The following is a 14,927-nucleotide window of genomic DNA, read 5'->3' as shown; positions in this document are numbered from 1 at the left end:
GCCATTTGTCAATCGACAGATGGCCTTTTTTTATGCTTGTGATTCCATATAGGATTGTAGAATAATCGTCGCAGATATGCGATCAACCGTTCCCTTTTCTCTTCGATCTTTTTTCGACATACCTCCCGAAATCATGGCTTGCATCGCCATTTGGGAAGTAAATCGTTCGTCATGCTCAATTATGGGCATGGCAGGGAATTTCTTTTTGAAATGCTTAATCAACACCCGAACCCCATGTGTGGAATCCGTATCAGAACTGTCTAAATTCTTAGGCATACCGATGATGACTTTGTCTACCGCTTCTTTCGCAAAATAGGCTTGAAGATAGTCCAGCAACGTGTGTGTAGGCACTGTTTCCAGTCCTGTTGCGATAATCTGCAAGGAATCCGTCACCGCTAAACCCGTACGCTTTAATCCAAAGTCAATGGCTAGCAGTCTTCCCATATTAGTTGATCAATCCCTTGTCACGCATGATTTTATCCATCAACTTGCGATCATTGTCATTATTGAAAATAGCTAATGGCAAATAGATAAACTGATATTTACCCATTTCTAACACATACGCTTCTTTATCCTTATAAGCCGATAAAATCATATCCCACTTAATCATCCCGCCTTCTTTGTCGGAAATTTTCATGAATATCTGCCGACTATCAATTTCGTAACGGTATTTGTCGAACAATTGCTTGTATTGCGCTAATTGCGTAATTCCGGTAAACTGAATTAACCAGAACAAGATATATCCAATCACACCAATCGCTAAAAAGATGTAAATCCAGTAATTCTTGTAGGTACCTGAAATATTAAGAAATACATTAAGCCCCACCAAGGCCAAAGGCAAAAAAGCCCATTTCCATTGATTAGCGAATAACTGACGCATACACATCGCAATGTATTTATTCTTCTCTAAGCCGTATTTCTTCGTTTTTATTGCTAAAGGATTGGAAGGTGCTTGCATTTGGGCACGTTGTTGTGCTCCGTAATTCTTCGCCATAGGTAATTATTTTAAACGCTAAATAAAGGCCAAAGGTACAAAAATTGGATAATTTTGGGTAATTTTAAACGGCTAATTTAGACAATAAGCGAAAGAATATGTCGGCAAAACAAGTTTTAGACGGACCCGCTCTCCTACAAAAAATCAGACGGATTGCTTTTCAAATTTTTGAAAACAACTTTGAAGAACAAGAGATCATCATTGCGGGTATTCATGGGCAAGGTTTTGCCTTAGCCGACATGCTTAGCAAACATTTAGCGGAAATTTCAACGATTCACGCAGTTCCAGTCGAAATTAAACTCAACAAGGAGGTTCCCTACGAAAGTCCGGTTCAGTTTTCTGCCGACATGAAAACATTTGAGCACAAGGTCATTATAGTTGTGGATGACGTTCTCAACACAGGACGGACATTTTCTTACAGCCTTGCACCCTTTTTAACGATTCCCGTTAAAAAACTACAAGTTGCCGTATTAATCGACCGTAATTACCGGAAGTTCCCGATTGCCGCAGATTACAAAGGCTATGAACTTTCAACGACAATCGCTGAGCATGTGGAGGTGATTGTTACCGACGATGTAAAACGCGGCGTGTATTTGAAATAACTAAGATTGCCAAATCTCCCAAGCCTTATCTGCTTGTCCATAGAGCATCTCAATTCCTGTATGGATTCCCCCAGCACCATGTGCTAAACCCTCTTTTAAAAAAGTAGTTTCCAAAGGATTATAGACTATGTCATATAAGTAATGTTGGCTCGTCAATAATTCATAAGGAATAGGCGGACAAGCTGCTTCATTCGGATGCATCCCCAGCGGAGTCGTATTCACAATCAGTCCAATCGATTCCATCAAGGCAGGTAATTCATTATAAGAAATGATACCTTCAGCTGCCTGACGCGATACTTTGATTACAGGTATCCCCAAATCTTCAATCGCAGCAATAACCGCTTTCGCAGCACCACCTTGACCTAAAACCAAAGCCTTACGCGCTTTGAAATCCTCGAAAGCCGACCATACTTCTAACGTACCTTGAAAACCAAAATAGTCGGTATTATATCCACGAGTTCGCCCGTCAGGCAAAATCTTGATCGTATTGACAGCACCAATCCGAGTAGCAGCCGGATCAATTTCATCTAAAAACGGAATGATTTGTTGTTTGTAAGGAATCGTTACATTAAACCCTTTGATCGCAGGAGTTGCTAACAGCACAGGAAATTCATCAATCGACGGAATCTCAAATTGTGTGTAAGCATGTGAATCTTGCAATCCTAATTGCTCAAATTTTTCCGTAAAATAGCGTTTTGAAAAGGAATGCCCTAAGGGGTAACCGATCAATCCAAACAGAGAATTCATCTTATTTCTTTGAAAATTGTTGTTTGAGAACACCGATAATAATGGGCAATACCGAAACCCCGACGATCCCTAAAACGACTTTCTCGAAATTGTCTTTTATCCATGCGTTATCCCCTAAGAAATAACCTGCCAATGTAATACTAAACACCCAAAGACAAGCCCCTACAACGCCAAAGAATAAATAAACAGGGTAAGACATCCGACCGGCACCCGCAACAAATGGAGCAACAGTACGTACGATAGGGATAAATCGAGCTAGAATAACCATTTTAGACCCATATTCCGCATAAAAGGATTCCGTTTTTTCTATGTGCTCCCGCTTTAAAAACAAGATTTTTTCACGGCTCTTAACCCATTCACTGAAGTTCCGACCGATATAATAATTCAATTGATCTCCTAGCAAAGCGGCAATAATCATCAACGGAATAACCGTAGTTAAACTCAACTGACCACTTGCTGCGGCTAATAATCCCACAGAAAACAACAAAGAATCGCCAGGCAATAATGGCATGATGACGAATCCCGTTTCGACAAAAATAATGGCGAATAATAAGGCATAAGTTAAAGAGCCATTGGCCGCGATAAAATCACTTAAAAAAGTCAATGGATCTTTGAGTAGATCAAGAATAAAATGGAGCATCTTTTATTTATCTAGGAAATGATCAAAAGTATCCCCACGTAAACCTAAACGGATTGTTTCTAACGAAATCACCTCGTTTGGCGCGATATTTCCCACATTGACATTGGCACCTACCAACTTCACAAACCAAACTTGTTGGGATTTTTGCGGTGCTTCCCAAATAATTTTCTCCTCAGGAATTTCAGTCAATATCTCTTCAACCAAGCCCTGACGAACCTCTCCAGAAGAACGGAATAAACCCACATTACCTCCCTCACGTGCTTCTCCGATTACTTTCCAAGCGCCAGCTTCAAGCTCCATGCGCATCAATTTAATCCATTTGTACGGAGGAATAATTTTGGCCTCATCTTTTGATCCCACTTCAGATAAAACAGTTACTTGTTGCGATAGCGTACGAATAAACTCACATTTCACATCTGATTCCATCTCCACAGAGCCATCTGAAATCTCCGCATATTCCATGCCGTATTGGTCCAAAACACGACGGTATTCGTCGAATTGGCCACGAATATAAAAAGCTTCAAACAAGGTCCCCCCAAAATAAACAGGAATACCGGCTGATTTATACAAGGCTAATTTTTCTTTTAAATTAGGCGTCACATAGGAAGTCGCCCAACCTAATTTCACGATATCCGTGTAACCTGCCCCCATTTCTAAAAAATCTTCTACTTGACGTAGACTTAATCCTTTATCCATGACCATCGTCAAACCTTTTTGTCTTGGTTTGGTTGTTCTATCAGGTATTTGATTCAAATTGTAATTCATACGTTCAATCTAGCTTGTTATGAAATAAAATTTCAGCGGGTATTATCCTACAAAAATAAGCATAACATCTGACTGAGACAAACACTATGTTCAGCGATTTCGAATCAACAAATCCCAAAATCATCCTATATTTGTTACACTATTTACACACACGATGAAAAAAACAATTGCATTACTAGTCTACTTCGCATTAACAAGCATTTCTCTCTTGGCTGCCAACAATGGTGACGTCATTTTAGGAGAATGGATCTCCGAACCCAAAGACGGGAAAATAGTCATTTTCAAACAAGGTGACCGCTATTATGGGAAAATCACCTGGGGGAAAACACCAGGTAAAAAAGATGCCAATAATCCTGATAGCCGCTTACGAAATCGCGAGTTAGTAGGAACAGTTATCCTCAAAGATTTTGTTTTTAAGGGAGGAAGCTGGGAAAGCGGAACCATTTACGACCCACATTCAGGCAAAACCTATGATTGCATTTTAAAGGTAAAAGACAATAACCAAAAATTAGATATTCGAGGATTTGTAGGTATGGCCATGTTTGGTAGAACCTCCACCTGGTCCCGAAATTAATCTCCATCCGCCTACGTAAATCCATGAAACCTAACGAAAAAATAATTGCCTACCTCAATGCAAATCTCAATAAGAAAATTGCAGATGGCAATCCAAATCCAATTACAACCTGGCTTGACGGGACGCTAATTAAGGCCTCTGCTGGGTCCATCACAGCCGAATTTACGGTTCGTGAAGATCAGTGTAATCACGCCCAAGTCATGCATGGGGGAATCATTACCACCATTTTGGACGAAATCATGGGCATGACCCTGATCACCGTAGAAATTGAGCATTTGTACGTAACCATCAACCTGCATGTTGATTTTCTTTTTGGTGCAAAAGCAGGAGAAAAAGTAACAGCTGTTTCCGAAGTATTTCGTGTAGGAAAAAAGATCGCCAATGTTGAAGCTAAACTTTATAATTCTGAAGGCAAATTACTTGCGAAGAGCACAAGCAATTTAGCTGCAACTTCAATCCCTGTTCAATTTTAAGCCAAAAGCTGATAAACGATAAAGGCTGACAAATACGCCAAAGTCGTCATATATAAAAATTGAATGGCCGGATATTTCCATGATTTCGTCTCGCGATAGGTTGTCGCGAGCGTACTCATGCACTGCATGGCAAAGGCATAAAAAATCAACAAGGAGAATCCCAGCGCTGCATCATAAAGCGGCTTGCCCGTTTCTGGATTAATCTCCGCACGCATCCGATTTTTGATGGTCGCATTTTCATCATCAACTTCTCCGCCTAAACTATAAATCGTTGACATCGTCCCAACAAACACCTCACGTGCAGCAAAGGACGTAATCAAAGCAATACCAATCTTCCAATCGTAGCCCAGCGGCTTAATCACGGGCTCAATAAAGTGTCCAAAATGCCCCGCGTAAGACTGCTCTAATTTCTCTGCAGCAACTTTATTGGCTAGTTCAGCAGCACTTAATGTAGGATTCGCTTGGCGTACTGATTGCTCGACAGTCGACAAACTATCTCCCGGACCATAACTCGCTAATACCCATAAAACAATCGAAATCGCTACGATGATTTTACCAGCCTCAAAAACAAAAGCTTTGACCGAATTGTAAATCGACAAGGCCATATGCTTGAATCGCGGCCCCTTGTACGTAGGCAATTCCATAATGAAATAGCTTTTTTCCTTAACCTGCAAAAGCTGTTTCATGACCCATGCCGACAAAATTGCCATGAAGAAGCCTAATAAATACAAACCAAACAAGGCAAGACCTTGCAGATTAAACATACCAAACAAAGTGCTTTTCTCTGGCACAACCAAGGCAATTAACACCGTGTAAATAGGCAAGCGTGCCGAACAGGACATCAAAGGCGTCACCATAATCGTAATCAAACGGTCTTTCCATGAACCTATCGATCGCGTACTCATGATCGCAGGAACAGCACAGGCAACCCCCGACATCAATGGCACGACTGATTTTCCATTCAAACCAAAGCGGCGCATCAATTTATCCATAATGAACATCACGCGAGACATGTAACCCGTCTCTTCCAACATGGATATAAAGAAAAACAAGAAGGCGATTTGGGGAACAAATATTAATACCCCACCGATACCGGCAATAAGGCCGTCGGTAAGTAAACCTGTCAACGCTGACGCTGGCAATATTTCTTTCAAATAATCATTCAGTTGGGCAACTCCCCCATCAATCGCATCCATTGGATAAGCAGCCCAAGTAAATACGGCCTGAAACATCAAGAACAAAATTCCCAAGAAAATCAAATAGCCTCCCACGGGATGCAAAAAGAACTTGTCCAGTCGGTCAGTCATGGTTTTAACCGGAGGAGCGTCCCATTGCCGGTTCAAATTAATCACACAGCGCTCAACGATTTCAGATAATGCCTCATAACGCTTAACCGTCTCAGAAGTTTTGTATGATTTAGCATCGAAACGATGTTTCTCCTGTAAACGATCGAATCCAATCCGCTGCTCTTCCGAGAACATCTTCATGCGATCATGTTCCATCAACCACAACAAGGACCGATAGGGATCTGCCTCACCATATTGTGCTGTAATGTCGGCTAATAAATCATCCCCCACAGGCAAAGGCAATGCGTCATTGGATGCATAACGATTTTTCAAGGTCTTCTCGACCGCCAAACGCAATCCATTTACTCCGATTCCTTTTTTAGCATTGATTTCTGCTACTTCGATGTTGAGCTCGCGCGCCAACTTGATGGAATTGATGACATAGCCTTGGTTTTCAGCCACATCAACCATATTCAATGCCAAAACGGTTGGGATTCCTAAATCACGAACCTGAGAAAACAATAGTAAATTCCGCTTTAAATTAGAAGCGTCAGCGACCACAATCGCCATGTCGGGATAATCCGCATGAGCAGGATTTCCTAAAATATTAATCACCAATTCCTCATCGATGGATTTGGGATAAATACTATAAATACCCGGTAAATCGAGCACCTCTACCTTCCGATTGGGTTCAAGTTCCCAGATACCCGTCAATTTGTCCATGGTAACCCCAGGAAAATTACCCGTCTTCTGATTCAAGCCCGTAAGGCTATTGAACAGCGACGACTTTCCCGCATTCGGATTCCCGATTAAAGCTATTTTAGGTAGTTTGGACAAAATTTATTTGGTTTTAACTTGAATGGTTGCTGCCTCCTCTTTTCGCATACTCAGCGTATAACCCGAAACTTTGATGGCAATCGGATCACCAAAAGGCGCCTGATGTGTCAACTCGATCACGGTTCCGGGTAAGCAACCCATTTCCAATAATTTCAACGAAAGCAATTCATCTGTAAAACCAATGATCTCCGCCTGCTCGCCCACCTTTAAATCCGCTAAAGTACCCGACATCTAGTTTTACTTATTTAGAATTGTTCAAAATTAGGACAAATGTACTAAGTATTTCCGACCTAAAAAATGATAAGTTACAGTTTTGGCTTAAATGATTTGAAATCGTTAAAATACTGAGCAGAATATACTTTAAAGCAAATTTTCTATTGTAAATTGCATGTCCTTTATGGAAATCGAGGCATGATCCTGAATGAAATACACGTGTTGGTTAAAAAGGAGCTACATCTTGAGTGGAGGCAGCGTTATGCGCTGCACGGATTACTCTTGTATCTAGCCTCGACCATCTTCGTTTGCTACCTTTCATTTAAAGCCAAACAACAAGCAATTAATCCAATTACTTGGAACACCTTGTTCTGGATTATCATGTTGTTTATTGCCATCAACGCGATCGGAAAAAGCTTCACACAGGAATCTACGAATCGGAACTTGTTTTACTATACGCTCGTCAGTCCCGAAGCGATTATCTATTCGAAAATCATCTATAATTCGTTGGTCATGATTGGAATCTCCTTCGTGGGCTTCTTTTTTTACTCTTGGGTGATGGGAAATCCCGTGGGAAATATTCCCTTGTACCTCGTGGCCATTGTGCTGGGAGGCATCGGATTTGCTTCGACTTTATCCTTAATGGCCGGCATAGCTGCGCAAGGAGAAAACTCTGCCACACTCATGGCCGTGTTAAGTTTTCCGATCATCATTCCTTTGTTATTATTGATATTAAAATTGGCCAAAAGCGCCATGGACGGCATATCCATTCAGGAAAACTGGGATGAAATTGCCATTTTGAGTTCGCTTGATACCATCGTCATTGTCTTATCTGGAATTCTATTCCCGTTTATATGGAAACATTAAAAAAGCACTATGGCAAAATCCTCTGCATGATTTTGCTTTACTACACGGTATATGCAGGGTTTGAAGGGAAAGTTCCTCGGCAAGCTATCTTGAACGAAACCGTTCGAAACTTGTATTTCCATGTAACCATGTGGTTTAGCATGATTTTCCTTTTAGGAACATCTGTATATCATTCCATCAAATACCTTCGGACAGGAGATGTGCAAGCGGATTTAAAATCCTATGCCTATGTTGAAACAGGCTTGGTATTTGCCTTGATGGGCTTGGCAACGGGCAGCTTTTGGGCCAAATTCACTTGGGGAGACTGGTGGACAAATGACCCCAAATTGAATTCCGTTGCAGTAGGACTATTGATATACCTAGCCTATCTGTTAGTCCGCTCTTCACTTCCCGAAGAACAACAAAAAGCCCGCGTATCCTCCGTTTACAACATTTTTGCCTTTGTGGTGTTTATGGTTTTAATCTGGATTCTACCACGCATGACCGACTCCTTACACCCCGGAAATGGTGGAAACCCAGGATTTAACTCGATGGACCTAGACAACCGCATGCGCATGGTGTTCTACCCTGCTATCATCGGATGGACATTATTAGGCTTTTGGATTGCAGGATTACGCATTCGAATCAAACAATTGGACCAACAAATCGAAGAAAATAACTAACATGAAAAAATACATTTTCAGCTTCATCATGGCGCTTATTTCCTTTGCAGGACAAGCTCAAGCACCGGTAGAAATGGCCGATCAATTTCGTGCCGATGGTAAAATCTATGTCGTAATCGCCATCGTAGCAATCATTTTGAGCGGCATATTCATCTACCTATTCCGTTTAGATCGCAAAATCACCGATTTAGAAAAACGCATCAAATGAAAAAGACACACATCGTCGGACTTATATTAATCGCCATTGCCATCGGAATCATCTTGATTACGACCGGCGACGCAAGTACCTATGTGGGTTTTGATGAGGCAGAACGCATCAGCCAACAAGATCCTAGCCAAAAGGTACATGTGGTGGGAAAATTAAAAAAAGATGCCGCGGGAAAAATTGTTGGGATGATTTTCAATCCAGCTTTGGATGCCAACCGACTAGAATTCATTGTTGAGGATAGCCTAGGTCGTGAGAACCAAGTGGTTTACGCAGCACCCAAACCGCAAGATTTCGAAAAATCGGAAAAGATTGTTTTAGTTGGCAGCATGAAGCCCGACAAGATTTTCTATTGCGATAAAATATTGCTTAAATGTCCTTCTAAATACCAAGAGGGGAAAATATCTGCCGACTCTAGCGCTTCCTTTGAAGCCAAAAAATAAATATGATACACGAAACCATTGGACAAGTCGGGCATGCGCTCATCATTGTTTCCTTCGTAACCGCCTTATTGGCAACTTATGCCTATTTCCGTTCTAGCCAAGAAGCTTCTTTGGCCAACGATTGGCGGCAAACAGCTCGCACGCTATTCATTGTACATTTAGCTGCTGTCATCGCGGTTGCGACGACCTTGTATATTATCATTTACAACCACTATTTCGAATACCATTATGCATTTTCACATGCGTCGAAGGCCTTACCGATCGCTTATATCGTTTCCTGTTTTTGGGAAGGACAAGAGGGCTCATTTTTGCTTTGGATATTCTGGCAAGCCTTATTAGGCGTTTTACTCATGTTCCGCAATCCCAAATGGGAAAGCCCAGTCATGACGGTTTTTGCCCTCGTACAAACTTTCTTGACATCCATGATTTTAGGTGTCATTATTCCGGGTATTGAATTAAAGATTGGCTCTTCGCCTTTCTTATTGCTGCGAGAAGCCCAACCTGATTTGCCGGTTTGGAGCATGCAGCCCAACTTCATTCCAGCGGATGGCCGGGGATTAAATCCATTATTGCAGAATTACTGGATGGTTATTCACCCGCCTACCCTATTCTTAGGATTTGCCTTAACCTTAGTCCCTTTTGCCTTTTTAATTGCAGGTCTGTGGAAAAAACAATTAACGGAATGGATAACTCCTGCCTTACCTTGGTCACTCTTTGGGGGTGGCGTATTGGGCGTAGGCATCATGATGGGTGCATATTGGGCGTATGAAACATTGAATTTCGGCGGGTACTGGAATTGGGATCCGGTGGAAAATGCATCTTTTGTACCTTGGTTGGTTTGGATCGGTGCTATCCACACGATGATTGCCTACCGTAATTCAAGTTCTGCGTTAAAAACGTCGATTATCTTAGTGATTACCACCTTTATTTTGGTGCTTTACTCGACCTTCCTGAACCGGTCGGGGATCTTAGGAAACGCGTCGGTACACTCCTTCACCGACTTAGGTCTATCTGGCCAGCTATTGCTTTACATGGGAACATTCCTAGTGGGCGCAATCGCATTAGCTTGGTATCGCTGGAAAGACTTACCTACAGATGAGAAAGAATTAGGAATCTATTCGCGTGAGTTTTGGATTTTCGTAGGAGCTTCGGTCTTGGGACTTTCGGCTTTCCAATTGACATTTACGACTTCGATACCTGTTTACAATAAAATTGCGGAGGCCTTTGGCTTGGTTTCGAACCTTGCATTGCCAGCAGACCAGGTTGAACATTACAGCAAAATTCAGATTTGGATATTTATCGGAGTGGCCATCCTAAGTGCTATAGGTCAATTCGTTTGGTGGGGAAAAATTAAAGACAAAAACCAATGGAAAGCCCTTTGGAATTCGGTGCTCGTTTCAACTTTATTAACCGTCTTATTTGTTAATCTGGGTAAAATATACACCCTATCGTACATCGTATTATTGTGGTCGAGCTTGTTTTCGGTTTACGCAAACGCGAGTATTTTATGGTTTTTGGCACGTCAAAAAGTTTCCATCGCAGGGGGCGCACTGTCACACGTAGGATTAGCGGTCATGTTGATCGGTATTTTATTTTCATCCGGCTATTCCAAAGTTGTATCACTGAACCGATCAGGCTTTGCGATTTCCAATAAGGTAGAACAATTTACCAAAGACGATAATAAGGAAAACAAAGAGAATCTCCCATTATGGCTCGGACAAGGCGCCCAAATGCAAGATTACCTGGTAACTTATAAAGGCCGTAAAATTGCCTTGCGTGGCAAACCGGGCTATTACAATAAGAAAGATTTCGAAATCATTGAAGGCGATTTTCACGCTGTTGCCTTAAGAGACGTAGCCGTAAACGGCGAATCTATTGCGAAAAAGGGCGATACGGTCACCGTAGAACCAGAGAATAACTATTACGAATTGGAATTCAAAAACGCGGAAGGAAAAGCCGTATCCTTGTTTCCACGCTGGCAAGTGAATCCCAAGATGGGGACTGCTATTTCGCCCGACATCAAGCATGCCTTTAGCCACGACATTTACACCTATGTTTCCTTAGACCCCCGCTTAGCAGCAGAAGCTGGTGAAGAAAAACAGTGGAGTCAAACGGTGAACTCTACGGTTATGGTTGGCGATACCTTATTTTTGAATGACTTCGTCGCGGTGCTTAAAGAAGTAAGTCGAATTACAAAATTAGAAGGTTTTGAACTGGGTGCTAATGATGCTGCGGTGCAAGCCAACTTCCTTGTACTTGGAAAAAATGATCAAAAATTCGAATTGAAACCCACGTTCATCATCAAAGATGGTATGGTAGCGATGCCTGCTTATGAAAGTGAGGAAACGGGAATCAAGATTAAATTCACAACGATTAATCCGAAAACACAACAATTTAGTTTTGCGGTGAATACAACCCAACAAGATTTGATCATCATCAAGGCCCTCGAAAAACCTTACATAAATTTGGTTTGGATTGGATCAATCATGATCTTTATTGGTCTTTTCATCGCAACCTTCCGTCGAACCGAAAAACCGATTGCCTCATGAGCCGTAAGGAAAAACTAAGTTTATTTATTGCCGTTGGTTTCCTATTAATTTGGATATTGGATTTAAATTCGCCTACTCCAAAGGAAATCCAAGGACTATTTTGGCAAGAAATCGGCTATCATTATAGCTGGCTCATGTTTGCCGTGGGATGTCTTTTTTACTATCAATTCGCGCGCAACGAGCGAATATCGAAAGAAGACAAGAACAAAAAGAATTAATATGCCCGACCCCGAATATACCATACAGAGTGCCCAAATCATCGGAATCATTACTTCCATGGTTTTTTCTGCCTTCTTTTCTGGCGTGGAAATGGCATTCGTTTCTTCCAACAAATTATACTTCGAATTAAAGGCGAAACAAGATATTTTGAGTGCGAAAATCATCTCGCATTTCAACAAAACGCCTTCTCGGTTCATTGGTACCATGTTAATTGGCAACACATTATCGCTTGTTGCTTATGGTATCTTCATGGAAGAGTATTTGCATCATCTGATTCTTGCGAACATTCCCCTGATTCAAAATGAATTGTTTGCCCGTTTACTGGCATCTGTTCTTGCGACCATATTAATTCTAACAACCTCCGAGTTTACGCCGAAAAGCATCTTCTTAATTAATCCTGATGCCATTTTGGAATTCTTAGCCATCCCGATTTGGATCATTCATACGCTAATGTTCCCCTTGGTTTGGTTAACGGTGGGATTATCCAAATGGTTTATTACCAAAGTACTGCGTTTAACCTATTCCGAGGAAAAGCCAGCTTTCGGATTAACCGATTTAAACCATTACCTCCAAAATTTAAATCGCAAGGTTTCGACTGAAGAGGAAAATGAAGTAGACACGAAAATCTTCCACAATGCCCTGGAGTTTAAACAGGTCAAAGTACGCGACTGCATGATTCCTCGTACGGAAATTACAGCGGTCGAACTAGAAGAGGGCATCGAAGGATTGACCAAAACATTCATTGAAAGTGGGCACTCGAAAGTGTTGGTTTACAAGGAAACCTTGGAAGAGGTTATTGGCTATTGCCACTCCTTGGCCCTCTTTAAAAAACCGAAGGATTTACAATCTATCTTAACCCCTATCCCGATTGTTCCTGAGGCGATGCCAGCGAATGATTTGATGATTAAATTCTCCAAAGAACGTAAATCCTTGGCGATCGTCGTGGATGAGTTTGGAAGTACGTCGGGATTAGTTAGTATGGAGGACGTCATGGAACAAATCTTTGGCGAAATTCAAGACGAATATGATGATTCCGAAGATTGGATTGAAAAACAATTGGATGAGAACACATACGTTTTGTCCGGTCGGCATGAGATCGATTACCTGAACGAAAAATACGAATGGAACCTGCCTGAGGGGGATTACGAGACCTTAGGAGGCATGTTGATTAGCCTCTACGAAGACATTCCTGAAGCGAATGAAACGATCATTTTAAGTCCATTTCAATTCCAAATTTTGACGGTAACCGATGCGCGAATCGATACGGTTAAGGTAATCATTACTGGAAAAATCACACAGAAGGAGGAGATTAAAGGGAAGCATTAATGACACGCTGAAGTGTTTGACACTTCATTTGTGTTTCTTGCCATTCTTTTTCAGGATCTGAGTCCTCCGTAATTCCACAGCCAGCAAAGTAACAAGCCTGATTATCCGAAATTTGTACCGTACGCAAATTCACAAACAAATGCGTTTCTGAAGCCAAATTAATCGGCCCCAAATATCCGCTATACAAGGAACGATCATGTTTTTCGGTCTGCAGAATCCAGTCCAATGCGGCCTCTTTTGGCGTACCGCATACAGCTGAGGTTGGATGCAATAAACCCAACATTTGAGTGATCAAACCCGGATAGGCATGCTCTCGCGTATTTACAGCATATTCCGTTTTTAAGTGCATCAAATTGCCAGCCAACACTGTTTTAGGACCATTTTCGATGTATTCACGCAAACGAATCTTCTTAAAACACTCGATGATATAGCGACTCACATAGGCCTGCTCCTCGATTTCTTTTTGAGACCAGCGCGCTTCTGACGGTGCTAGCTTATTTCCATTTGCATCTAATCCCGACTGCGTACCTGCCAACGATATGGTTCGAAAAATTCCTGCTGAATCTTGCGAAACCAAGGTTTCTGGCGTCGCGCAGAGCCAAATATTTTTCAATTCAGGTAGGTAAATTGCCGACACAAATGCACTTGGATATTCTTGGCAAAGTCGCTCAAATGCATCGCAAAGGTCAAAATCCGCTTGTAATCCTTGTACATCGATACGGGACAAAACAACCTTCTGAAATTGACCCTTTTTTATCTGTTCTACAGAATCAGCGACCTGAGCCTTGAATGAATCCTTCAGTAAAATATCTTCATCAATTTGAGCAGACGAAGGCTGAAAAATTACGGGATTTGACGCTGATTTATAAGCCAATGAACTCGCTTGCAAAAAATAAGGCTGCCCTACAAAAGGAGCCACCAAGAATCCCGAACCTAACTGTTCTAATTGGGCTGCATCCACTCGAGCACCTCCCGTATAGTCTTGCAATAAAACTTGTTGGCTTTGATTTGGAAGACGCCACATCGCTAGCGCAATTCCTTCAGCAGGAGCCTGCGCCCAAATCTCTTTCCAATCTGCCTGTGATTCTAACATTAATCGACTTTCAAGATAGCTACCGTTAAACGACTTGCACAGATTAATTGTTCAGCCTCATCGTAAATTTTAATCTCATACACATGTAAGGTTTTTCCAATGCGTAAGGGCGTGCAAGTTCCATAGACATAGCCACTACGTGCCGACTTCAGATGATTGGCATTAATTTCTACACCAACTCCTTTATATTGATTCATGTCGGGAACTGCTAATAAAGCAGCAATACTTCCGATTGACTCAGCGAGGACAACTGAAGCTCCACCATGCAACAACCCAAAGGGCTGTTTGGTGCGATGATCCACGGGCATTTTGGCCTTAAGAAACTCCGGCGTGATTTCCGTAAACTCAATTCCCAAATGCTCAATCATGTTGCCGCGGCTCCATGCGTTGATCTCGTCGATGCTGATGGAAGTATTAAACATATAATTCGTA

The 14,927-nt window shown here is 41.8% G+C and carries 19 protein-coding genes; 10 read left to right on the top strand and 9 right to left on the bottom strand.

Going from position 1 to position 14,927, the window contains the following annotated elements; all coding sequences use genetic code 11:
• Positions 1-30: 30 nt before the first annotated feature.
• Positions 31-444 carry a Holliday junction resolvase RuvX gene (gene ruvX, locus V7S75_RS10525; RefSeq protein ID WP_459513725.1) on the bottom strand — a complete coding sequence of 138 codons (414 nt, stop codon included), beginning with the start codon at positions 442-444 and terminating at the stop codon, positions 31-33.
• A gap of 1 nt (position 445) precedes the next feature.
• Positions 446-994, bottom strand: a complete 549-nt coding sequence (locus tag V7S75_RS10520) for a YcxB family protein (RefSeq protein ID WP_459513723.1) — start codon at positions 992-994, stop codon at positions 446-448.
• A 98-nt stretch (positions 995-1,092) separates the two neighbouring features.
• On the opposite strand from V7S75_RS10520, the gene V7S75_RS10515 reads away from it, so the two are divergent.
• Entirely contained in the window at positions 1,093-1,596 is a 504-nt protein-coding gene (locus V7S75_RS10515) for a phosphoribosyltransferase family protein (RefSeq protein WP_459513721.1), read from the top strand.
• Here V7S75_RS10515 and V7S75_RS10510 read toward each other — a convergent pair whose 3' ends face one another.
• From V7S75_RS10510 to V7S75_RS10500, 3 genes are read right to left on the bottom strand one after another with little or no spacing between them, the layout of a single operon-like run.
• Positions 1,597-2,343, bottom strand: coding sequence for a shikimate dehydrogenase family protein (locus V7S75_RS10510; RefSeq protein WP_459513719.1), 747 nt, complete (start codon positions 2,341-2,343; stop codon positions 1,597-1,599). It abuts the gene before it with no gap.
• Position 2,344: 1 nt separating this feature from the next.
• Positions 2,345-2,983, bottom strand: coding sequence for a VTT domain-containing protein (locus tag V7S75_RS10505; RefSeq protein WP_459513717.1), 639 nt, complete (start codon positions 2,981-2,983; stop codon positions 2,345-2,347).
• A 3-nt stretch (positions 2,984-2,986) separates the two neighbouring features.
• Positions 2,987-3,748, bottom strand: a complete 762-nt coding sequence (locus V7S75_RS10500; protein ID WP_459513715.1) for a phosphosulfolactate synthase — start codon at positions 3,746-3,748, stop codon at positions 2,987-2,989.
• A 154-nt stretch (positions 3,749-3,902) separates the two neighbouring features.
• Between V7S75_RS10500 and V7S75_RS10495 the strand changes: the two genes are divergently transcribed.
• Both V7S75_RS10495 and V7S75_RS10490 read left to right on the top strand, forming a co-directional pair.
• Positions 3,903-4,322 (top strand): DUF2147 domain-containing protein, encoded by a 420-nt coding sequence (locus tag V7S75_RS10495; RefSeq protein WP_459513713.1) that lies wholly within the window; start codon positions 3,903-3,905, stop codon positions 4,320-4,322.
• Between the two features lie 23 nt (positions 4,323-4,345).
• The gene (locus tag V7S75_RS10490) at positions 4,346-4,795 is read left to right on the top strand and encodes a PaaI family thioesterase (RefSeq protein WP_459513711.1); all 450 of its coding nucleotides are present in this window, start codon (positions 4,346-4,348) and stop codon (positions 4,793-4,795) included.
• Here the strand turns inward: V7S75_RS10490 and feoB are convergent.
• Together feoB and V7S75_RS10480 are read right to left on the bottom strand one after the other, a co-directional pair.
• Positions 4,792-6,918 (bottom strand): ferrous iron transport protein B, encoded by a 2,127-nt coding sequence (feoB, locus tag V7S75_RS10485; RefSeq protein WP_459513710.1) that lies wholly within the window; start codon positions 6,916-6,918, stop codon positions 4,792-4,794. The two genes, V7S75_RS10490 and feoB, sit on opposite strands and share 4 nt — an antisense overlap.
• A 3-nt stretch (positions 6,919-6,921) precedes the next feature.
• Entirely contained in the window at positions 6,922-7,149 is a 228-nt protein-coding gene (locus V7S75_RS10480) for a FeoA family protein (RefSeq protein WP_377976695.1), read from the bottom strand.
• A gap of 180 nt (positions 7,150-7,329) precedes the next feature.
• Between V7S75_RS10480 and V7S75_RS10475 the strand changes: the two genes are divergently transcribed.
• The 7 genes from V7S75_RS10475 to V7S75_RS10445 are packed head-to-tail and all read left to right on the top strand — an operon-like array spanning position 7,330 to position 13,402.
• Positions 7,330-7,998: a heme exporter protein CcmB gene (locus V7S75_RS10475; RefSeq protein ID WP_459513707.1), complete on the top strand. Its 669-nt coding sequence runs from the start codon at positions 7,330-7,332 to the stop codon at positions 7,996-7,998.
• Entirely contained in the window at positions 7,986-8,660 is a 675-nt protein-coding gene (gene ccsA, locus V7S75_RS10470; protein ID WP_459513705.1) for a cytochrome c biogenesis protein CcsA, read from the top strand. The genes V7S75_RS10475 and ccsA (V7S75_RS10470) overlap by 13 nt, the downstream gene beginning before the upstream one ends.
• A gap of 1 nt (position 8,661) precedes the next feature.
• A complete protein-coding gene (locus tag V7S75_RS10465; RefSeq protein ID WP_459513703.1) occupies positions 8,662-8,868 on the top strand; it encodes a CcmD family protein in 207 nt (68 codons plus the stop codon).
• Complete coding sequence (locus tag V7S75_RS10460) at positions 8,865-9,308, top strand: cytochrome c maturation protein CcmE domain-containing protein (RefSeq protein ID WP_459513701.1); 444 nt, start codon at positions 8,865-8,867, stop codon at positions 9,306-9,308. Before V7S75_RS10465 ends, V7S75_RS10460 begins: the two co-directional genes overlap by 4 nt.
• Positions 9,309-9,310: 2 nt before the next feature.
• The gene (gene ccsA, locus V7S75_RS10455; RefSeq protein ID WP_459513699.1) at positions 9,311-11,857 is read left to right on the top strand and encodes a cytochrome c biogenesis protein CcsA; all 2,547 of its coding nucleotides are present in this window, start codon (positions 9,311-9,313) and stop codon (positions 11,855-11,857) included.
• On the top strand, positions 11,854-12,075 hold the full coding sequence (locus tag V7S75_RS10450) for a hypothetical protein (RefSeq protein WP_377976689.1): 222 nt from the start codon (positions 11,854-11,856) through the stop codon (positions 12,073-12,075). The genes ccsA (V7S75_RS10455) and V7S75_RS10450 overlap by 4 nt, the downstream gene beginning before the upstream one ends.
• 1 nt (position 12,076) lies before the next feature.
• Positions 12,077-13,402, top strand: a complete 1,326-nt coding sequence (locus tag V7S75_RS10445; RefSeq protein ID WP_377976688.1) for a hemolysin family protein — start codon at positions 12,077-12,079, stop codon at positions 13,400-13,402.
• Here the strand turns inward: V7S75_RS10445 and V7S75_RS10440 are convergent.
• Entirely contained in the window at positions 13,386-14,495 is a 1,110-nt protein-coding gene (locus V7S75_RS10440) for a chorismate-binding protein (protein WP_459513696.1), read from the bottom strand. The genes V7S75_RS10445 and V7S75_RS10440 overlap by 17 nt on opposite strands.
• Positions 14,495-14,917, bottom strand: a complete 423-nt coding sequence (locus V7S75_RS10435; protein ID WP_459513694.1) for a hotdog fold thioesterase — start codon at positions 14,915-14,917, stop codon at positions 14,495-14,497. Before V7S75_RS10435 ends, V7S75_RS10440 begins: the two co-directional genes overlap by 1 nt.
• Between the last annotated feature and the right edge of the window lie 10 nt (positions 14,918-14,927).

It is taken from the genome of Aquirufa sp. TARAVU-A1A (genome assembly GCF_054558675.1).
Note: the sequence above shows the minus strand (reverse complement) of the source record. Positions and strands in the feature narration are given on the sequence as shown.